A 20,791-nucleotide genomic window follows, 5' to 3' on the forward strand; every position below is an offset into this window, starting at 1 on the left:
GTATAGACAATAAGGAGATGGACGATGATTCATGGTGATGACCGCAGCCTTCAGGCTGCCAGGGCGCGCGCCTATACGCTGGCCGAGACAGGCAAATTCGACAATAGCAATGCCGTCCAGCAGGCGCTGATCGCCGAAGGCTGGTCGAATGCCGCGCGGGCGCTCGACAGCGACTATGCGCGCAAGGCGGTTGGCGAACGTTGCCGCGCGGCGCACGCGCATTGATGCGGGCAGGAGGTATGGGCGGCAGGGTACTGATTCCGGCGGCGGCCTTGCTGGCCGCCGCCTGCACGCCAGCGCAGGATAATGGCGCCGGCAACGCCACGGCCAACGCAGCCGCTTCTCGTTTCGTCGGGAATATGGTCGGTGCGGAGCCGCCTGCGCCTCCGGCCAAGCCTTTTGCCGAGAAGGACAAAAACGCTTTCCTGGAATTTTCCTACGCCTATCCGGCGCAGGCCGCGGCGGTGCCCTTTCTGGTGGAGAAGTTCGCGAAGGAACGGGCATCGTCCAAGGCCGACGCGCTTGCCATGGCGAAGGAAGACAGCGCTGCCGCCAAGGAGTCGGGCTTTCCCTTCCGGCCCCATAGCGTGGAAACCCAATGGCGCGTCACCGCCGACACGCCGCGCTTCCTGGCGCTCCAGTCGGAAAGCTATGTCTATACCGGCGGCGCGCACGGCATGACCGGCTATGAGGCGTTGCTCTGGGACAAGGCGCGCAAGCGCGAGACGAGCGTCAAGGCGGTGATGACGTCGCCGACCGCTTTCGCAGCGGCGATCCGCGCGCCCTTCTGCGCCGCGCTCGACAAGCAGCGCGCGGAAAAGCGCGGTGAACCGGTAGTGCGCGGCGACGATGAATTCACCAAATGCATCGACCCGATAGAGCAGATACTGGTGCCGACGTCCAAGGACGGCAAGCTGATCGACAGCATCACCGTGGTCGTCGGCCCGTATAATGCCGGTCCCTATGCGGAAGGCAGCTATGAGGTGCCGCTGCCGGTCGACGCCGCCATGCGCAAGGCGATCAAGACCGAATATCAGGACGGGTTTGTGGCGCCGTAACCTGTGGCTCAAACTGAACATGTTCCCGCGAAGGCGGGAATCCAGTCCCGCCGTCTGAACTGGGTGCCCGCCTTCGCGCGAACACATGCCGTAATTTACGAACCAGGCTCATCGCCTTTCAGTCCTGAACAGGCACGCCATAAAGGTCGTGCTCGTCGGCATCCTCGATTACGACGTCGAAGATATCGCCCGCCTTGCGCCCTTCGCCTACATCACGCAGGAAGACACTGCCGTCGATCTCCGGCGCATCCGCCTGGCTGCGCGCTGTGGCGCCGATGCTGCCGTCTTCCTCGTCCGGTTCGCCCACTTCGTCCAGGATGACGGGCAGGGTGCGGCCGATCTTCGCCTGCAACTTGGCGGCGCTGATCGCGGCGGTCTTTGCCATGATGCGCTGGTAGCGTTCTTCCTTGACCTCTTCGGGCACCGCGCCCGGCAAGGCATTGGCCGGCGCGCCTTCGACCGGCTCGAAGCGGAAGGCGCCGACGCGGTCGAGCTGTGCTTCGTCCAGCCAGTCGAGCAGATATTGGAAATCCGCCTCGGTCTCGCCGGGGAAGCCGACGACGAAGGTCGACCGGATCGTGATGTCGGGACAAATCGCCCGCCATTTATGGATGCGGTCCAGCACCTTGGCCTCGTTGGCGGGGCGCTTCATGGCTTTGAGCACGCTCGGGGCGGCGTGCTGGAACGGGATGTCGAGATAGGGCGTCAGCAGCCCGTCGGCCATCAGCGGGATGACCTGATCGACATGGGGATAGGGATAGACATAGTGCAGCCGCACCCACGGCGCGACGCCGTCCGCCGTCCGCAACTGACCCAGTTCGCGCGCCATGTCGGTCATATGCGCGCGGACCTCGCGGCCCTTCCACAGGCGCGGCTCGTGCCGGGTATCGACACCATAGGCCGACGTGTCCTGGCTGATGACCAGCAATTCCTTGGTGCCCGCCTGCACCAGCTTTTCCGCCTCGCGCAGCACTGCGTCGATGCGTCGCGACACCAGATCGCCCCGGATCGAAGGGATGATGCAGAAGGAGCAGCGATGGTTGCAGCCCTCCGAAATCTTCAAATAGCTGTAATGGCGCGGCGTCAGCTTCAGGCCACCCTCGGGCACCAGGTCGACAAAGGCGTTGGGGATGGGCGGCGACGCGTCATGCACCGCATTGACCACCTGCTCATATTGATGCGCGCCGGTAACGGCCAGCACCTGCGGGAATTTCGCACGGATGACATCCGCCTCGTCGCCCATGCAGCCGGTCACGATCACGCGGCCATTTTCGGCCATCGCCTCGCCGATTGCTTCGAGCGATTCCTCCTTGGCGGAATCGAGGAAGCCGCAGGTGTTGACCAGCACGACGTCGGCGCCGGCATAGTCGGGGGACATCTGATAGCCGTCGGAACGCAGCTTGGTCAGGATACGCTCTGAGTCGACCAGATTCTTGGGACAGCCGAGCGAAACCATGCCGATCTTCGGCGCGTCAGGAAATTTGGTTGCCATGATGGTCGCGCACATAGGGATTTTTATGCCGAATGTCACGGTCCCCCATTGCGGTACTATATTTAGTCGCGACCGTTACGCTCGAAAGGGCCGTTGCCTTCGGCAATTTCGATGATGACATCGCCTGCCTGAAGCTGGCGTGCGGCCTCTTCCCAGAAGCCGATAGGCTGGTCGCCGCGATAGATGCGGACGCCCAGGCCTGTGCCGATCGCCGAGAGCGGTCCGCCAATCTCTTCGGGCAGCACGGCCCGTTCGTTGAGCTTTACCCGCCCGCCCGATGCAGCCAGATCCGCCATATAATCGGCGATGTGTCGGCCGCTCGTGCTGCCCGCCAGCAGCAGCCCGGCAAAGCTGACCGGGTTGATGACGGTGGTCGCGCCCGCCTGCCGCGCGGGCAGTTCATTATCCTCGTTGCGCACGACGATGCTGATCGGCAGGCGCGGGGCCAGATGGCGCGCGGTCAGGGTGATGAGGATCGAGGTGTCGTCGCGGCCCGCCGATACGATCATGCCGCGCGCGCGATGGATCGCCACGTCCTTCAGCGTGCGATCGCGCGTCGAATCGCCGCATAGCACGTTGCACCCCTGCGCCTCGGCCCGCTCCAGCGCCTTCTCGCTGCCGTCGATGACGACGATTTCCCTGGGGTCGGTGCCGCGGGCGAGCAGTTCGCTTACCGCTTCCTGCCCGCTGGTGCCAAAGCCGGTCACGATGATGTGATTGTGCAGATCAGCCTGAATACGCGCCATGCGCCACCTGTAGAGGATATTGCGGAGGAAGAGGTTATAGGCCGTGCCGAGGAAGATCAGCCAGACGAACAGCCGGATCGGAGTGACGAAGATGGATTCGAACAGGCGCGCTTCCGGCGTCACCGGGACGATGTCGCCATAACCCACCGTCGTGACCGTTACGGTCGTAAAGTAGAGGACGTCGATGAAGCTGATTTTGTTGTCGTAATTATCCTTCAGCCCGTCGCGCCCGACCCAGTGGAGCAGCAGCACCAGCGCGATCAGCCCGAATACGAGCGCCACGCGCCAGACCAGGTCCGCCCACATCGGCATGGACGATCGCCGGCGCAGGAAACCGGCGGCGCCAGGCGTGGTGCGGACCTCGTTGATCCTCATGCCGGCGGCAACTGGCCGATCGGATTGACCGGCACCCGGTCCTTGCGCAGTTCGAAATGCAGCTTGGGCTTGCTGGCGTAGCCGGTGTCGCCGACCAGGCCGATGACCTGCCCCTTGGTCACCTTCTGCCCGCGCACCACATCGACGCGGCTCGCATGGCCATAGGCGCTGACCCAGCTACTCCCATGGTTGAGCAGCACCAGCCCGCCGAACACCGCCACCTTGTCCCCCGCATAGGCGACCACGCCATCGGCCGCCGCGCGGATCGGCGTGCCTGCGGGCGCAGCGATGTCGATGCCGTTATTCTTCGCGCCGCTTTCGCCGGGGCCGAAGCGGGACAGGATCACACCCTTGACCGGCCAGGCGAAGCTGCCGGCGAAGCGGCTGGGCTGGGCGATCGGCACGTTGGAGGGCAGGGGGCGGGGGGCGCTGGATGCGACGGCGACCGGCGCATTGTCCGCCGCGGCGGGCTGACCGCCGGTCAGCACATCGTCGATGTCGATGCGGAAGGCGGCGGCGCGCTGCTCGATGTCGGGCGCGCGGGTGGGGGCGTCGCCGGGCAACAACAGTCTTTGCCCCCGCCGCAGCATATAGGGTTCGGTAAGGCCATTGACCGCGACAATCCGGTTCCAGGCCACGCCATAGGCCGATGCGATGGCGATCCCCGTCTCCCCCTCCGCCACCAGATGGTAGCGGCCGCCGGGGATTTGTAGCCTCTGCCCTGTGCGGATCGCGTAGGGCGCGGCCAGGCTATTGGCCCGCGCGATCGCTTCCGATCCGGCGCCGGTGCGATTGCCGACCCCGCGCAACGTATCGCCCGGCTGCACGACATAGGTGGCGCTGGCGACGGTGCGCGCGTTCGCGACCACCTGCTGCGCGGTCCAGACCGGCTGCGTTTCGGCCAGTTCGACGGTGGATGCGTCGGCGTCCATCCGGGGTGGCGGCGTGGGCGCAGGATCGGCGCGCTCCCCCTGATTGGGAATACAGGCCGCCAGCAGAAGCGGGCCGAGCGGCAGGATCAGAAGAGACGGGCGCTGCATCGCGCCGTGTGTATCCGATCCAGCCATGGTTTCCAGTATTTTCAGCCTGTAGCATCCCGCGCTATTTTATTTAGTTAGCTAACTAAGAAAAATAGCGCAATCGCGTATAACTGTCGCGCTCCCTGTCTCACGCCTCTGTTCGGTTCGAGCCTGTCGAGACCCCTTATGCAGAGTTCTCGACAGGTTTAAACGACCCGGAAGGGATCAACGCGGCTCCAGCTTCGTGATCCCGCCCATATAGGGTGCGAGCACCGCCGGCACGGCGACGCTGCCATCGGCCTGCTGGTAATTTTCCAGCACCGCCACCAGCGTACGGCCGACGGCCAGCCCCGATCCGTTGAGCGTATGCAGGAAGCGGGTCTGCTTCTCGCCTTCCGGTTTGTAGCGCGCATTCATGCGTCGCGCCTGGAAGTCGCCGCAGTTGGAGACGGAACTGATCTCGCGATAGGTCTGCTGGCTGGGCAGCCACACTTCCAGATCCCAGGTCTTGCGCGCGCCAAAACCCATGTCGCCGCTGCACAGCAGCATCTTGCGATAGGGCAGGTCGAGCGCCTGCAATATCCCCTCGGCCGCGGCGCACATGCGGTCATGCTCGGCCTCGGACTCTTCGGGCGCGCAGATCGCGACCAGTTCGACCTTCTCGAACTGGTGCTGGCGGATGAAGCCGCGCGTGTCGCGCCCGGCGGACCCGGCTTCGGACCGGAAGCAGGGGGTCAGCGCGGTCAGCCGGACCGGCAGGCTGTCGGTCGGCACGATCTGGTCGGCGACCAGATTGGTCAGCGACACTTCGGCGGTGGGGATCAGCCAGCGGCCGTCGGTCGTACGGAACAGATCCTCGGCGAACTTGGGCAACTGCCCCGTGCCGAACAGCGCCTCGTCACGCACCAGCAGCGGCGGGTTGACCTCCTCATAGCCGTTCGTCGTCGTCTGGCTATCCAGCATATATTGCGCCAGCGCCCGATGCAGCCGCGCCATCGGCCCCCGCAGCGCGGTGAAGCGCGCGCCCGACAGCTTCGCGCCGCCCTCGAAATCCAGCCCCAGCGCCGGGCCGAAATCGGCATGGTCCTGCGGGGAAAAGTCGAAGCTGCGTGGCGTGCCCCAGCGGCTGATCTCGACATTGTCCGCCTCGTCCGCGCCCTGCGGCACGTCATGGGCAGGCAGGTTGGGGATAGCGGCCAGCATCGCGGTCAGCGCGTCGCCGACATCCTTGTCCTGCGCCTCCAGCGCCGGCGTGCCTTCCTTGAGCGCCGCGACTTCCGCCTTCAGTGCTTCGGCCTTTGCCATATCCTTGGCGGCCATCGCCTGGCCGATCGCCTTGCTCGCCTCGTTACGGCGGGCCTGGCCTTGCTGCAATTCGGTTTTGATCGCTCGCGATTTCTCATCGAGCGCCAATATCTCGGCGGAAAGCGGAGCAAGCCCTCGACGGGCCAAGCCGGCGTCGAAGGTGTCAGGGGTTTCGCGGATGAAGCGGATGTCGTGCATGGGGCAGTCCTATGCCGCCGCGCGACGGGCCGCGCAACCCTATGCGCCGCTCGCCCGTTGGTGCTGCATCAATCAACGAGAAAAGGACCGAGCGATGCAGATCGATCAAGACGCGATGGTGCTGGTGGCGGACGGGCGCAAGCTGCTCTTCTTCCGCAACAAGGGCGACAGCAGTTTCCCTCAGCTTGAGGCGGAGGAGGTCAAGGTCCAGGACAACCCCGCCAATCGCGATCAGGCGTCGGATGCGGCAGGGCGGTCTTCCTCGCCAATGGGCGGTCGGCAAAGCTCGATGGAGCAAGTCAACTTCCACGATCTGGAAGAAGCGCGCTTCGCCACCGAAGCCGCCGACCTGCTCAAGCGCCGCGCCTTCGCGCAGGATTATGAGAAACTGATCATCGTCGCTCCGCCGACGGCGCTGGGCGAGATGCGCAAACATTATCATAAGGAAGTGCAGAACCGGCTGGTCGGCGAAATCGCCAAGGATCTGACCAATCATCCGGTGCTGGAGATTGAGAAGATCATCGCGGCGGCCTGAAGCAAACCGGCCTGGAACGAAAAGGGGCGGCGCCCGATGCCGGGGCCGCCCCTTTTCGTGGCAGGCGTCGCGCTTAGGCGGCGGCCTGCGCCTTGCGTTCGGCGAAGCGGCGGCGGGCGACGAGCGCCACGGCGGCCGCGCCGAACAGGAGCACCATGGGCGGCGCCGGAACATCGGTACCGCCCGTGCTGCCACCCGAGCCCCCGCTCGAGCTGCTGGAAGAGGAACTGCTGGACGAAGACGAAGAGGACGAGCTGCCGCTCGATCCGCTCGACCCCGAACTGCCGCTCGACCCGGTGCTGCCCGTGCTGCCGAAGCTGGACGAACCGCCCGACGAAGAAGAGCTGCTGGACGACGAGCTGGAGGACGAGGACGAGGACGAGGACGAGCCGGAGCTGCCGCTGGAACCGGAGCTGCCGCTCGACCCCGAGCTGCCGCTGCTGCCCGAACTGCCGCCGCTCGAACCGGGATGGTCCGGCTTGCCCGGCTTGCCGCCGCTCGATCCGCCCGAGCTGCTCGACGACGAGCTGGAGGAGGAAGAGGAGCTGGAGCTGGACGAGGAGGACGAGCTGGAGCTGACACCTGACGAAGTGGACACGTTCCCCGATGAGGTCGATACGCCGCCCGTCGACGTCGATACGCCGCCCGTGGTCGAGCTGGTCGAACTGCTGATGCCGCCGGTCGAGCTGCTGGTCGAGGAGATCACGACCGATCCCCCGCCGCTGCCGCCACCGCCGCCACCGAAGAAGCCGCCGATGAACCCGCCGCCGCCAAAGCCGCCGCCACCGCCCATCACGACCGGCACGGCGCCACCGCCGCCCGACATCATCGGCATTTCGGCCATCGGCATCGGCGCGGGCAGGGGGATGGGCGCAGCCTGCGTCACGACCGTTACTGTCTGCGGCCTGGTCACCTGGACGGTCCGGACGACCTTGCGCTTCACGGTGCGAACGGCCAGGCGCTTCTTGGGCGCTGCCTTCATGCTTTTGTAACTATGCACCACTGCCGGACGGGCGTTTTCAGCGACATGGACGGCACCGCCGCCGATGATCGCTCCGCCGCAAGTGCAGGCGCACAACTTAGCCAAAGCCATCCGTACCGACATAGGATCTACTCTTCTCTTGTTACCCCCGTACCCACACTGGATTTCCAACGATGGGCTGACGGGAACTTCCTATGCGCATCAACGCAAAAGAAAGGGTTAACTGCAATCCCGTTAACCCTCAATATCATGTCTAAGTCGAGGGAAAAGCTGCTGCCGGCTGAAAAGAATTGGTTAACGTCCCACTATGGAACGGCTGGCGGGCCAAGGCTGAACGGGGAGCGTTCGGCCGGCAGCCGATATGCATGGATGCGGACTCGGCGACCGACGATCCCATGCCTATGAAAAAAACGGCCGGAAGCAAGCGACAAGCCTTAGATTGCCCGCTTGTATCGGCCAGCAGCCATGGCTATGAGGCGGGCACAATCAAGTTTGGGCGCCCGGAACATCAAGCGCCGGGGCCTTACGAGTCGGAGAGCCAGATGGCATCGGTCCTGAATTCCGATAAAGACGGCGAAAAGCCGCCCAAATCGACTGTAACGCTTCCCGCCGACTACCGGCCTTCGTCCGACGAAGAGTTTATGAACCCGTTGCAGCTGGAATATTTCCGGCAGCGCCTGTGGGACTGGAAGAAGCAGATCCTGGCCGAAGCGGAAGGCACGCTGGCCGTTCTGCAGAACGAGCCGCTGCGCGAACCTGACCTCAATGATCGCGCATCGAGCGAAACCGACTGGTCGATCGAACTGCGCACCCGCGACCGCCAGCGCAAGCTGATTTCCAAGATCGACGCCGCGCTGCGCCGGATCGACGATGGCGAATATGGCTATTGCGAAGTCACCGGCGAACCGATTTCGCTCGGTCGGCTGGAAGCGCGCCCGATCGCGACGATGACGGTCGAGGCGCAGGAACGGCACGAGCGGCAGGAAAAGATATCCCGCGACGATTAACGTTTTTTCCATCACCCCGCGGTTAGGATGATGGCCTTCACCGCTTTTCCAACCGTGGGTTTTTGCATGGACGACCAACAGGATATTTCGGACCGGGGACCGGCGCGCGCCGCGCCGCGCGATAGCCTGTTCCTGCTCACCACGCTCAGTACCCCGGAAGGGGCGCCGCTGGGCAAGGCCAGGGTCCGCAATCTGTCCGCGACCGGCCTGATGGCCGATTGCGAGCGGGCGGTGCCTGCCGGCATCCACATTGTCTGCGATCTGCGCGGCGTCGGGAAGGTGACCGGCATGGTCGCCTGGTCGCGTGAGGAAAAGATCGGCCTCGCTTTCGACGAGCCGATCGACCCGCAACTGGCGCGCAAGCCCGTGGGCGGCGCCGGAGCGCAACATAATGCCGTGCCCGACTATTTGCGCGCGCATCAGCATGGCGTGAAGCGCCGCTGATCCTTCCCCGATGGGCCGGACAATAAAACGCCCCGCGAACCTGCCGGCTCCGGGGCTCTTGCGATTCTATCGCGACATATTCAGGCAGAGGATGGTCGGACGGGCGGTCTTCGCCGCCCCGTCCTGACCTCCTCCCAGAGCAGTGCGCCAGCGATCAGTGCTGAGCCATCTCCTCCTTCAGCCGCAATTTCTGCTTTTTGAGCGATGCCACCAATATGGCGTCGGGCATGGGTCGACTCGACTCGGCCTTGATTCGTGCTTCAAGGCCGGCATGCTTTGCTGAAAGAGCTGAAATGTGGCTATTTTCCATGACATTCTCCTTACGAGGGCGATGGATGATCAAGTAGATCATGAATTGACCGGCTTGTCTCGCGGCGATTCGGGCTTTGCGGCGGGCCGCATGAAAATTTGCGATGGTCCGCGTCGTCAGGGCGCGTTATCAGGCGCTGTTGGGTCAAGTGAAGTGGAGGCAAGAGGCGCGGTGAGCCGGGAAGACATCATGCGCCGACTGGAATTGCTGCGGGTCGAGCATCGCGACCTCGACAGCGCGATCGCCGCGCTGGTGACGGCCGGCGGTGGCGACCAGATGCAGATCGCGCGCCTCAAGAAACGCAAGCTGCGGCTGCGCGACGAGATTGCGATATTGGAAGATGCGCTGGTTCCCGACATCATCGCCTGACCGTCTGGCGGAGGGGCGCCAATTTCGGTTAACGCCGCGCTAACCGATCCCAAATGGGACAAAGCATGGCAATGGCGGTCTAACGGGCCTGACAAAGTTGCAAAAATATGGCAGCTCAATCCTATGCAAAGCCCCGCCTTTCTTGATCCTGGCCTCCATCGGCGACTGGTGGACGGACTCTATCTGGAAGCCATGATCATGGCCGACGAAGCGCGCGCCTATTTCGACGGCAGCGCGTCGCTCGACGATGGCGTGGACGATCCGCTGCGCCGGGTCGCCTTCGCCTGCGAATCGCTCAAGGTCACGACGCGGCTGATGCACATCATCGCCTGGCTGCTCAGCCAGCGCGCATGGCAGCGCGGCGAGATCGAGCAGGTGGACCTGTCCGATGAGAAGTATCGTCTGGGCCGTGCATCGCATACCGAGGCCGAACTGGCCGGCGGCTTTCCTTTCGCGGCCCGTGCGTTGATCGATGCGAGCCAGGAATTATACGATCGCGTCGCTCGCCTCCAGGATCGACTGGACGCGATGGCCACCTCCGCCGCCACGGTCGGCGCCAGCCCCGCGCGCGCGTTGCTGGACCGGTTGAACACCGCATTCTGACGATTGGCGCGCAATTGGCGGTGCCTGGCTCCTTCTGGGGCTGGCGTTTACGCCCACAGTTGGTCTAGACCGGCGCCATGACCGATGGTTTGCGGATACGACGCCGCTCTTCAGGCCGCCCGCATGCCGCCCGGCTCCTTCTCGCGCCGTTGCTGCTTGCCGCGCCCGGCGCTCTGTGCGCGCAGGAGACGCCGGCCGAGGTCGCGCCGGAGCCGAACCAGACGCTCGACGCAATGCCCGACATCGGCGTCGACTGGCCCGACATGGGCCAGCCCGATACGATTGCACCGCTGCCTGCAGACCCGGTGGACGATCAGGCCCAGGCCGGTAATTCCGGCAATCCGGTCGCGACGGATATGCCCGCCGACCTGGCGGACCAGGCGTCCGGTCCCGCCGACGACGTAGCCAGCTTCGCCGATGCGGGCGAAGAGCGTCGCTACACCGTGCTGCTCAGCGGCATCGACGCTATCGCCGATGCCCAGTTCACCTTGCGCTTCGACGAATTGTCCGTGCTGCGCCAGGGGCAGGGCAAGTCCGCCAACCTCGCCCAGATCAACCGGCGCATGAAGGAGGATGGGGAACTGCTCGACCGGCTGTTGCGCGCGAAGGGCTATTATGCCGCGCGCATCCGCAGCGCCGTCGCCGCGCCGCCGCCGGGCAGCGATCGGCTGGCGGTCACCTTCGACATCACGCCCGGCACCCGATATCTGCTGGAATCGGTCGATCTCACCGGCCTGGCGGAAACGGCTGGGCAGGAAGCGCGGCTGCGCGCGGCCTTCCCGCCCAAGGTCGGCGATCCCGTCGATGCCGATGTGATCCTCGCCGGGCGCGATGCGCTGGCGACCAAGCTCGCCGAAAGCGGTTTTCCCTTTGCCAGGGTGGATGAACCCGAAGTGCGGATCGATCATGAGGAGCGCAAGGGCGATCTCGACATCATCGTCGCGCCCGGCGGCTTCCGCCGGTTCGGCGCGATCCGTATGGACAATGAGCAATTGTTCGACGCGCATCATGCGCAGGAAATCGCCCGCTTCGATCCGGGCGACACCTATATGGCCTCCGATGTCGAGGATCTGCGCCGCGCCATCGTCGCCACCGGCCTCGTCTCCTCGGTCAGCCTGAAGCCGGTCGAGGCGGGCGATGGCGAGCATGTCGACCTGGCCGTCGATGTCCGTCCGGCGCCGCTGCGCACGATCGCGGGCGAACTGGGCTATGGCACGGGGGAGGGCTATCGCGCGGAAGTCAGCTGGCAGCATCGCAACTTCTTCCCGCCCGAAGGCGCGGTGACGCTGCGCGGGGTGCTCGGCACGCAGGAACAGACCGCGTCCTTCACCTATCGCCGCAACAATTTCCACCGGCGCGACAATGTGCTGACAGGGCTGCTGTCGGTCAGCAACATCAAGCGCGACGCCTATGATGCGCGCACCATCACCCTGTCGGGCGGGCTGGAACGCCAGACCAACATATTGTTCCAGAAGAACTGGGTGTGGCGGGTCGGCGCGGAACTGGTGGCGTCCGACGAAGCCGACGCCTTTTCGGGCGGCGCGCGCCGCACCTTCCTGATCGCCGCGATCCCCCTGAGCCTGACCTATGACGGCAGCGACGACCTGCTCAACCCCAGCAAGGGTTTCCGGCTGGGTGGCCGGATCAGTCCCGAACTGTCGTTCCAGAACACCACCTTCGGCTATGCCAAGGTGCAACTGGACGGTAGCGTCTATCAGCCGATGGGCGAGAAGCTGGTGATGGCGGCGCGGGCGCGCTTCGGCACGATCCTGGGATCGACCGTCGATCAGATCGCGCCGTCGCGGCGCTTCTATGCCGGCGGCGGGGCGTCGGTGCGCGGCTATGGCTATCAGGCGATCGGGCCGCGCTATGGCGAGAATGACGATCCCGTCGGCGGCAAGAGCCTGGCCGAATTTTCGCTGGAGGCGCGGGTGCGCTTCGGCAATTTCGGCGTCGTGCCCTTCGTCGATGCCGGCAATATCTCCACCAGCTTCGTGCCGCGCTTTCGCGACTTGCGCATCGGCGCGGGCATGGGCGTGCGCTACTACAGCAATTTCGGCCCGATCCGCGTCGATGTCGGCACGCCGATCAACCCGCAATCGGGCGATCCCAAGGTGGCCGTCTATGTCTCGCTGGGGCAAGCTTTCTGATGGCCGACGACGCACCCGTCGATCCGGTCGTCCCGCCGTCGTCCACGCCTCGGCCACGCCGCGCCTGGGACGGACGCTGGCAGCGCTGGCTGGCCGGGCTGCTGGCGGCCATGGTCGTGATCGTGGCGGGCGCGCTCCTGTGGCTCGATACCGGTGGCGGGCATCGCTTCCTCGCCACCCGGATCGCGGCGATCAAATCGTCGTCGGGGCTGCGCATCCAGGTCGGCGGGATAGAGGGCAGCATCTACCGCAAGGCGGTGCTGCGCGACCTCATCCTGTCCGATCCGAAGGGCAAGTTTCTGGAAGCCCCGCGGGTCGAACTGGACTGGTGGCCCTTCGCCTGGCTGTCCAACCGGCTCGACATCGACCGGCTGGTGATCCCGCGCGCGACTTTGCACAAACTGCCCAAGCTCAACCCGACCCAGCGGCGCGGGCCGATCCTGCCGGGTTTCGACATTCGACTGATGGAATTTTCGGTCGGACGGCTGGATATCGCGCCCTCTGTCACCGGTCGCGCACAGGTCGCGACCATGGCGGGCGACGCCGATATTCGCGGCGGACGCGCCATCATCGATCTGACGGCGCGCACGCTCGACGGCAGCGATGCCCTGACCATAGCGCTCGACAGTCGCCCGGATGACGATCGCTTCAAGCTGGACGTGACCGTCAACGCACCCAAGGCCGGCCTGCTGGCGGCCATGGCTGGGTTGCAGCAGGACGCCAATCTGCGCATCGGCGGCAAGGGCGGCTGGAGCCGGTGGGACGGCCGTCTGTCCGCCACGCTGGATGGTGCGCCCGCCGCCGATGTCGTGCTGGCCGCGCGCAGCGGCGCCTATTCGGCACGCGGCACGGTGGAGGGCAATGCGATCGCCGGCAACGGACTGCTCCGCCGCATCGCCGCGCCGCGCCTGTCCTTGCGGGCCAGCGGCACGATGGTCGACCGGGTGATCGACGGACGGCTCTCGCTCCGCTCCGCGGCGGTCGATTTGGCCGCCGACGGCGCGATCGACCTGCGCAACAACGCGCTCGACAATATGCGGATCGACCTGAAACTGACCCGGCCCGAAGCACTGCTCAAGGATGTGCGCAGCAGGGACGTTGCAGCAAAGATTCGGCTGGATGGCCCCTTTGCGGGGCTGGGCTATGAATATCTGGTCACTGCGCGTCAGTTGACCATCGACCGGGCGATCATCAACGACCTTCGGGCGGAGGGCAAGGGACGCGCGCCCCGGAACGGCCCGGCGCTCATCCCCTTGCGGCTGCGCGCGCGCAGCGTCGATGGTCAGGGCGACCTGGTCGCGGGCATATTGCGCAATTTCCAGCTCGATGGCGTGTTGCAGCTCAAGGGGCAGCAGATCGTCAGCAATCCCATGCAACTGCGATCGGACAAGCTGCGCGGCAAGCTGGTGGCGATCGCGGACTTGAAGACCGGCCGCTATGATGCGGGGCTGGACGGCCAGATCGCCAATCTCTTCATTCCCGGTTTCGGCATCGTGGACCTGACATCCAAGCTGCGCGCGGTGCCGCGCGCCGATGGCCGCTTCGGCCTGTCCGGCAATGCGCTGGCGCGGGTGCGGCGGCTGGACAATGATTTCCTGCGGACATTGGGCGGCGGCCTTCCGACCGTGCGCAGTGGCCTGGACCTGCTGCCCAACGGCGATCTGGGGCTGCGCGACCTGCGGCTGGAATCGCCGTTGCTGACGCTGACGGGGCAGGGCGTGCGCCATCGCGACCAGACGCTGCATCTGGAGGGCGTGGGCCGCCATGGCCGTTATGGGCCGGTGACGCTGACGCTGGACGGCATGATAGACCGGCCGACCATCGACGTCCTGCTGGCCCGGCCGATGGACGCTCTGGGCCTGCGCGACGTGCGGGCGAAGCTGATCCCCGACGCCAATGGCTACAGCTACACCGCCAATGGCGGGTCGACTCTCGGCGCCTTCACCGGGCGGGGCGTCATCCTGTTGCCGCATGGCGGGCAGGCGGTGGTGCGGGTCGCCAACCTCGCCGTGTCGGGCGTGACCGCCAGCGGCGATATCCGGCCCATTGCCGGCGGCCTGGACGGCCAGCTCAGCGTCATGGGACCGGTCACCGGCTATATCAATTTCAAGCCGGTGGACGACAATCAGCAGGTGCAGCTCAAACTGACCGCCAACGACGCCAGCTTCGAAGGACCGACCGTGATCGAAGTCCGGCGCGGTACGCTGGACGGCACCATCTTGCTCGATCCCCCCGGCACCACCGTCACCGCGACGGCGCAGGCGCGGGGCCTGCGTGTCGGCGGCGTGCTGCTCGGGCGCTTCGCCGCCAATGCCGAACTGGTCGATGGCAAGGGCAAGATACGCGGTAGCCTGTCGGGCCAGCGCGGCCGCCTGTTCGACCTGCAGGGTGAGGCGGACGTCCAGCCCGACCGCATCCGCCTGACCGCCGGCGGCACCATCGACAAGCGGTCGATCCGCCTGACCCGACCGGCAGTGCTCACGCGCGCCGAAGGTGGCTGGCGCCTGTCGCCCGCGACCATCGCCTATGCCGGCGGATCGCTGCAACTTGCGGGCGAACTGGGCGGCGCCGCGACCCATATCGAAGCGCGGATGCAGAAGCTGCCTCTGGCCCTGCTCGACATCGCCTATGACAATCTGGGCCTGGGCGGCATGGCGACCGGATCGTTGAGCTACGCCCAGCCGCGCGGCGGCCTGCCCAGCGGCAAGGCTGAACTGCGCATTCGCGGCCTGTCCCGCTCCGGCCTCTCGCTCAGCTCCCGCCCGGTCGATGTCGGCGTCAATGCCGTGCTGACCGGCGAACGGCTCGCCACTCGCATGGTCTTCGTCGCCGACGGCAAGACGATCGGCCAGGCGCAGGCGCTGCTCAATCCGCTGGGGACGGAGGGCGGTCTGGCGACGCGCCTCAACCGCGCGCCCTTCTTCGCCCAGTTGCGCTTCAACGGCACGGCGGACACGCTCTGGCGGCTGACCGGGGTGGAGATCGTCGATATCGCCGGCATGGTCGGGGTGTCGGCCGACATGCGCGGCACGCTGGGCGAGCCGGTCATCACCGGCACCTTCGCCACGGACAATGCCGCGATCAACAGCCCGGTGACCGGTATGCGCCTGAAGGACGTCAAGGCGCGCGGTCGCTTCTCCGGCGCGCAACTGGTCATTTCCAGCTTCGCCGCCACCGCGCAGAATGGCGGCACAGTCAATGGAACCGGCCGCTTCACCTTCAACGGCATCGCCGGCGTGGGGATGGACCTGAGCCTTCAGGCTGACAATGCCGCGCTGCTGGAGCGTGACGATATCGCCGCGACCGTAACCGGTCCCATCACCCTGCGGTCGGACGGGGTGGGCGGCACGATCGGCGGTGACCTGCTGCTCAACAAGAGCCGCTTCACCATGGGCCGTGCCGCCGCCGTGGCGCAGATTCCCGAACTCAAGGTGGTGGAGGTCAACCGCCGTGGCGACGAGATCGAGCGGCCGCGCTCCAACGTCCCCTGGGCGCTCGCCATCAAGGCACGGGCGCGCAATCGCCTGACCGTCACCGGCCTCGGCCTCGACAGCGAATGGCGGGCGGACCTGGACCTCGGCGGCACCGTCACCAATCCGACGATTGCGGGCCGGGCGGAACTGGTGCGCGGCGGCTATGAATTTGCCGGCCGCCGCTTCGAATTGCGCGAAGGCCATATCCAGTTCGATGGCCGAACGCCGGTCAACCCGACGCTCGACATCAGCGCGGAGGCGGACGTCAGCGACCTCAGCGCCACCATCCATGTCGGCGGCACCGGCCTGAAGCCGGACATCAGCTTCACCAGCGTTCCCGCGTTGCCGCAGGACGAACTGCTCTCGCGCATCCTGTTCGGCACGTCGATCACCAACCTGTCCGCGCCCGAAGCGCTGCAACTTGCCTCCGCCGTCGGATCGCTGCAGGGCAATGGCGGGCTGGATCCGATCAATGCCGTGCGCAAGGCGGCGGGTCTCGACCGGCTGCGCATCATCGCCGCCGACCCGACCCAGGGGCAGGGCACGTCGATCGCGGCGGGGAAATATCTGACCCGCAAAACCTATGTCGAACTCATTACCGACGGACAGGGCTATAGCGCCACCCGGATCGAATATCAGGTCACGCGCTGGCTCTCGCTGCTCGGCGCCATTTCCACGCTGGGCCGCGAAAGCGCGAACGTGCGGGTTTCCAAGGATTATTGATGTGACCAAAAGCCGGATCGATGCGGCCACCGCGATCAGCGTGATGGATCTGTTCACCATCGGCATCGGCCCTTCCAGTTCCCATACGGTGGGGCCGATGCGCGCCGCACTGATGTTCATGGATAGCCTGCCGCAGACGCCGGTGCGGGTGCAATGCGAACTGTTCGGTTCGCTGGCGCTGACCGGCCGGGGCCATGCGACCGATAGTGCCATCCTTCTTGGCCTGTCTGGCTATCGCCCCGAAAGCGTCGATCCCGACCGGATCGGCGCCATCCTGGCCGCCATTCGCACTGATGGCCGCATCCGCGCGGGTAGCGCCGTGGATCATATGGTCCCGTTCGAGGAAGCGCGCGACCTGCTGTTCCGCATGGGCGAATTTCTAGAGGCGCATAGCAACGGGATGCGCTTCACCGCCTGGCTGGACGGGCGCGATGCCCCGCTGGTGCGCGACTATTATTCCATTGGCGGCGGCGCCGTCCTGCTCGGCACCGCCCCGACCGATGACGCCGCGCCGCTCGGCCATAATGTCGTCCAGCCCTATCCCTTCTCCTCCGGCGCGGAGATGCTGGCGCAGGGCGAAGCGACCGGCCTGTCGATCGCGACCCTGGTCCTGCGTAATGAAGGGGCGTGGCGCGTACAGGCGGAAACCGACGCTTTCCTCGACAGCGTGATCGACGCCATGAGCGCCTCGATCGACCGTGGCCTGGAGCAGGAGGGGCTATTGCCCGGCGGCCTCAAGGTCCGTCGCCGCGCCCGCGCCATCCACCAGCGGCTCCGGCTGCAACAGGATGCGCTGGGCCCGGCGCAGATTTTCGAATGGGTCAGCCTGTTTGCGCTGGCGGTGAATGAGGAAAATGCGGCGGGCGGCCGGGTCGTCACCGCGCCGACCAACGGCGCGGCGGGGGTGATTCCGGCGGTGCTGCATTATTATCGCCGCTTCGTGCCGGGGGCCGATCGGGATGGTGAGCGCCGCTTCCTGCTGACCGCTGCGGCCATGGGCTTCCTCTACAAGAAGCGGGCCTCCATTTCCGCCGCCGAAATGGGCTGCCAGGGGGAGGTCGGCGTCGCCTGCTCGATGGCGGCGGCCGGGCTTGCCGCCGTACTGGGCGGCACCAATGGCCAGATCGAAAATGCCGCAGAGATCGGCATGGAGCATAATCTTGGCCTCACCTGCGATCCGATCGGCGGCTTGGTCCAGATACCCTGCATCGAGCGCAACACGATGGGCGCGGTCAAGGCGATCAACGCCGCCTATCTGGCGCTTCAGGGCGACGGCCGCCACATCGTCAGTCTGGACGCAGTGATCGAAACCATGCGCCAGACCGGCGAGGACATGGCGAGCCGCTACAAGGAAACTTCGCTCGGCGGTCTGGCCGTCAATGTCGTGGAATGTTGAAAATCGTTCCGGCGGTTCACCGCCAGATCCGCACGCTCGCACGGCGAACGGAGCTGATTTCGTGACATTAAGGTCACATATTCAGATGTTTATCTCCCGTTCATGAAACAAAGGCGGCCGCTCCGGCTTGTGCGTCTCACCCCCTGAGAGAGGGGACAGAATGACATACGGAGTATCTGTTATGCGTAAGTTGATGGTCGCAACCCTTCTGGCCGGCGCCACCGTCGCCACCCCCGTTTTCGCGCAGGATGTCGGCCCCACCTTCACCGGCCCGCGCGTCGAAGCGATACTGGGCTATGACCGTACCGGGGCTGGCAGCGATGTCGATAACGACAATGGCCATGACGATCAGAAGATCGACGGCCTGCTCTACGGCGTCGGCGCCGGTTATGACGTGAACCTGGGCAGCGCGGTCGTGGGCGTGGAAGGCGAATATACCGACTCCACCGCCAAGAGCAGCCGCACCGACTTTTCCGACCAGTTCGGCTTCGGCCGCGTCAAGCAGGGCCGCGACCTCTATATCGGTGCGCGCGCCGGTATTCTCGCCAACCCCGCGACCCTGGTCTATGTGAAGGGCGGCTACACCAACACCAAGCTCGACGTGCTGGCCGGCGACACCAATCAGGAAACCGACACCGCGTTCAAGCTGGACGGCTGGCGCATCGGTGCCGGCGTGGAGCGGGCGATCAACGCCAACACCTTCGCCAAGATCGAATATCGCTATTCCAAATATGAGGATGCCCACATCAACTTCGCCAATGGCGCGACCAGCGACGAATTCGGCATCGACACCGACCGCCATCAGGTCGTCGGCAGCGTCGGCTGGCGTTTCTGATCGCCGGTATCGGCCAAGGGAAGGGGCTGGTCGCGAGACCGGCCCCTTTTTCGTGGAGCAAGCTATTGCCCCTATCAGTCCGCGTGCAGGGCTGCTATTGACATCCGTGTGAGTAACGCGATTCCCCACCGCTTCCCGATCGGCATCGATCCGATCGACATCGACTTCATGGGTCATGTCAACAATGCCAGCTATCTGAAATGGGTGCAGGCGGCGGTGCTGGACCATTGGCGCGCGCTGGCCCCGGCCGAAGCGGTCGCCCAGCATCTCTGGGTCGCGCTCAAGCATGAAATCACCTATCGCAAGCCCACCTTCCTGGACGACGACGTGATCGCCACCGTCCTGCTGGAAAAGGTGCAGGGCGCCCGCGCCTTCTACGAAACCATCATCAAACGCGGCGAGGAAGTGCTGGCGGAGGTCAAGTCAAGCTGGTGCTGCATCGACGCCAGCAGCCTGCGCCCGGCCCGGTTGACGCGCGAGGTGATCCAGCATTTCTTCGTTGGCGACGCGGAGTCCGAACGCTGACAAGCCCGCGCTAACGGTTAGCCGACAGGTCGATCTTCACCGCATGAGTTTTAATCGGCATGGCTAGGATGAGAGCCGCCGCTATGGGCGCGGCCGCACCCCAGGCATAGTTTTGGTGCGGATATCACGCACTGCCTGCACCACGCAGAATAGCGCAACCGAGAGCAGCACGACGAACCAAAATTCCGAAATTTCCATGTCTTCGGCCCCGCCCTAAAGCGTCGCCTCAATCTCCCGCGCCGCCATGTCCGGATTCTCCGCCAGGCTGATCGGCCGCCCGACCACCAGAATCGACGCGCCCCGGTCCAGCGCCTCGCGCGGGGTCACGGCGCGCTTCTGATCGCCCAACGCGCCGCCGGCCGGCCGCACGCCCGGCACCACGAAATAGCCGTCGGACCAGTGTTTCTTGACCGCGGCCACTTCCTCGCCCGAACAGACGATGCCGTCCAGCCCCGCGCTCTGGGCCAGGTCGGCGAGGCGACGGACCTGATCCTCCGCCTTTCCGCCCACGCCGATATCCAGCAGATCGCCATCGTCCAGGCTGGTCAGCACGGTGACGGCGACGACCTTGGTGTTCACCCCGGCCGCCGCCTTGGCGTCTTCCAGCATCGCCCGGCCGCCAGCGGCATGGACGGTCAGGATCGCCGGTTCCAGCAAGTGCAGCGCCTGCACCGCCTTGGCCACCGTATTGGGGATGTCGTGGAGTTTGAGATCGAGGAAGATCGGCAGGCCGAATTTCATCATCTCATGCACGCCATGATGGCCGTTGGCGCAAAAAAATTCCAGACCCAGCTTCAGTCCGCCGACATGATGCTTCACCTGACCGGCCAGCGTTTGCGCCTTGCTCAGGTCGGGCGTGTCGATGGCGACATAGATGGGGCTGCTCATGCTGGTCCTGTGGTGCTGGGGGTGGGGGCGAGCGGGTCGGGGAGGCCGGCAACGGCTGGCACATCCGAAAAGGCGGGCGGTGGGGGCGGGGCGGCGGCGGTGGTGGCGACCACCAATGCGCGCTCGGTGCTGTCGAGCCGGCGCTTCAGACGCCAGCGAGTGGCCCGCGCCATGATCCAGAAGGGCAGCGCCCCCAGCAGGAAAGCGCCGATCAACAATACGGGCAGCTTGGTTTCCATCACCATGTCGCCCCACAGGCGCACGGTCACGGGCACGTAGTTCGCCATACAGAAGAAGGCGAGTCCCACGGCGATGACGACCCAGAAGGCTGTCCGCAAAAATTGCATAGGCTGAACCC

General features: G+C 65.6%; 20 protein-coding genes. 13 read left to right on the forward strand and 7 right to left on the reverse strand.

Features of this window, described 5'->3' with window-relative positions; translation table 11 throughout:
- Window positions 1–24: 24 nt before the first annotated feature.
- Together SBA_RS10470 and SBA_RS10475 are read left to right on the forward strand one after the other, a co-directional pair.
- Window positions 25–225, forward strand: coding sequence for a hypothetical protein (locus SBA_RS10470; protein WP_261934372.1), 201 nt, complete (start codon window positions 25–27; stop codon window positions 223–225).
- Complete coding sequence (locus SBA_RS10475; protein WP_390902441.1) at window positions 225–1,058, forward strand: DUF4163 domain-containing protein; 834 nt, start codon at window positions 225–227, stop codon at window positions 1,056–1,058. Before SBA_RS10470 ends, SBA_RS10475 begins: the two co-directional genes overlap by 1 nt.
- Before the next feature lie 118 nt (window positions 1,059–1,176).
- Here the strand turns inward: SBA_RS10475 and rimO are convergent, their stop codons facing one another.
- The 4 genes from rimO to serS form a co-directional block, all read right to left on the reverse strand.
- The gene (gene rimO / locus SBA_RS10480; protein WP_261934374.1) at window positions 1,177–2,565 is read right to left on the reverse strand and encodes a 30S ribosomal protein S12 methylthiotransferase RimO; all 1,389 of its coding nucleotides are present in this window, start codon (window positions 2,563–2,565) and stop codon (window positions 1,177–1,179) included.
- A 47-nt stretch (window positions 2,566–2,612) separates the two neighbouring features.
- Window positions 2,613–3,671 carry a potassium channel family protein gene (locus tag SBA_RS10485; protein ID WP_224545793.1) on the reverse strand — a complete coding sequence of 353 codons (1,059 nt, stop codon included), beginning with the start codon at window positions 3,669–3,671 and terminating at the stop codon, window positions 2,613–2,615.
- Complete coding sequence (locus SBA_RS10490) at window positions 3,668–4,711, reverse strand: peptidoglycan DD-metalloendopeptidase family protein (RefSeq protein WP_390902443.1); 1,044 nt, start codon at window positions 4,709–4,711, stop codon at window positions 3,668–3,670. Before SBA_RS10490 ends, SBA_RS10485 begins: the two co-directional genes overlap by 4 nt.
- A gap of 204 nt (window positions 4,712–4,915) precedes the next feature.
- Entirely contained in the window at window positions 4,916–6,193 is a 1,278-nt protein-coding gene (serS, locus tag SBA_RS10495; protein ID WP_261934375.1) for a serine--tRNA ligase, read from the reverse strand.
- 94 nt (window positions 6,194–6,287) lie between these two features.
- On the opposite strand from serS, the gene SBA_RS10500 reads away from it, so the two are divergent.
- The 4 genes from SBA_RS10500 (at window position 6,288) to SBA_RS10515 (ending at window position 9,161) form a co-directional block, all read left to right on the forward strand.
- A complete protein-coding gene (locus SBA_RS10500) occupies window positions 6,288–6,728 on the forward strand; it encodes a host attachment family protein (protein ID WP_261934376.1) in 441 nt (146 codons plus the stop codon).
- Window positions 6,729–6,883: 155 nt separating this feature from the next.
- Complete coding sequence (locus SBA_RS10505; protein WP_261934377.1) at window positions 6,884–7,720, forward strand: hypothetical protein; 837 nt, start codon at window positions 6,884–6,886, stop codon at window positions 7,718–7,720.
- A gap of 532 nt (window positions 7,721–8,252) precedes the next feature.
- On the forward strand, window positions 8,253–8,717 hold the full coding sequence (gene dksA, locus SBA_RS10510) for an RNA polymerase-binding protein DksA (protein ID WP_261934378.1): 465 nt from the start codon (window positions 8,253–8,255) through the stop codon (window positions 8,715–8,717).
- 66 nt (window positions 8,718–8,783) lie between these two features.
- The gene (locus tag SBA_RS10515; RefSeq protein ID WP_224545803.1) at window positions 8,784–9,161 is read left to right on the forward strand and encodes a PilZ domain-containing protein; all 378 of its coding nucleotides are present in this window, start codon (window positions 8,784–8,786) and stop codon (window positions 9,159–9,161) included.
- 154 nt (window positions 9,162–9,315) lie between these two features.
- Here SBA_RS10515 and SBA_RS10520 read toward each other — a convergent pair whose 3' ends face one another.
- Window positions 9,316–9,471, reverse strand: coding sequence for a YdcH family protein (locus SBA_RS10520; RefSeq protein ID WP_224545804.1), 156 nt, complete (start codon window positions 9,469–9,471; stop codon window positions 9,316–9,318).
- A gap of 189 nt (window positions 9,472–9,660) precedes the next feature.
- On the opposite strand from SBA_RS10520, the gene SBA_RS10525 reads away from it, so the two are divergent.
- The 7 genes from SBA_RS10525 (at window position 9,661) to SBA_RS10555 (ending at window position 19,545) form a co-directional block, all read left to right on the forward strand.
- Complete coding sequence (locus SBA_RS10525; protein WP_224546268.1) at window positions 9,661–9,840, forward strand: YdcH family protein; 180 nt, start codon at window positions 9,661–9,663, stop codon at window positions 9,838–9,840.
- Between the two features lie 123 nt (window positions 9,841–9,963).
- Window positions 9,964–10,443, forward strand: coding sequence for a DUF1465 family protein (locus SBA_RS10530; RefSeq protein WP_224545805.1), 480 nt, complete (start codon window positions 9,964–9,966; stop codon window positions 10,441–10,443).
- Between the two features lie 77 nt (window positions 10,444–10,520).
- Window positions 10,521–12,593: an autotransporter assembly complex protein TamA gene (locus SBA_RS10535; RefSeq protein WP_261934379.1), complete on the forward strand. Its 2,073-nt coding sequence runs from the start codon at window positions 10,521–10,523 to the stop codon at window positions 12,591–12,593.
- The gene (locus tag SBA_RS10540; RefSeq protein ID WP_261934380.1) at window positions 12,593–16,789 is read left to right on the forward strand and encodes a translocation/assembly module TamB domain-containing protein; all 4,197 of its coding nucleotides are present in this window, start codon (window positions 12,593–12,595) and stop codon (window positions 16,787–16,789) included. The genes SBA_RS10535 and SBA_RS10540 overlap by 1 nt, the downstream gene beginning before the upstream one ends.
- Window position 16,790: 1 nt before the next feature.
- Window positions 16,791–18,185, forward strand: a complete 1,395-nt coding sequence (locus SBA_RS10545) for an L-serine ammonia-lyase (RefSeq protein WP_315975768.1) — start codon at window positions 16,791–16,793, stop codon at window positions 18,183–18,185.
- A 181-nt stretch (window positions 18,186–18,366) separates the two neighbouring features.
- Window positions 18,367–19,020, forward strand: a complete 654-nt coding sequence (locus SBA_RS10550; protein ID WP_224545808.1) for an outer membrane protein — start codon at window positions 18,367–18,369, stop codon at window positions 19,018–19,020.
- 108 nt (window positions 19,021–19,128) lie between these two features.
- The gene (locus tag SBA_RS10555; RefSeq protein ID WP_224545809.1) at window positions 19,129–19,545 is read left to right on the forward strand and encodes an acyl-CoA thioesterase; all 417 of its coding nucleotides are present in this window, start codon (window positions 19,129–19,131) and stop codon (window positions 19,543–19,545) included.
- 213 nt (window positions 19,546–19,758) lie between these two features.
- Here the strand turns inward: SBA_RS10555 and pyrF are convergent, their stop codons facing one another.
- Window positions 19,759–20,433 carry an orotidine-5'-phosphate decarboxylase gene (gene pyrF, locus SBA_RS10560; RefSeq protein WP_224545811.1) on the reverse strand — a complete coding sequence of 225 codons (675 nt, stop codon included), beginning with the start codon at window positions 20,431–20,433 and terminating at the stop codon, window positions 19,759–19,761.
- Window positions 20,430–20,780, reverse strand: a complete 351-nt coding sequence (locus SBA_RS10565) for a LapA family protein (RefSeq protein ID WP_261934381.1) — start codon at window positions 20,778–20,780, stop codon at window positions 20,430–20,432. The genes pyrF and SBA_RS10565 overlap by 4 nt, the downstream gene beginning before the upstream one ends.
- Window positions 20,781–20,791 lie beyond the last annotated feature (11 nt).

This window comes from Sphingomonas bisphenolicum, from assembly GCF_024349785.1.
Taxonomy (GTDB): Bacteria; Pseudomonadota; Alphaproteobacteria; order Sphingomonadales; family Sphingomonadaceae; genus Sphingobium; species Sphingobium bisphenolicum.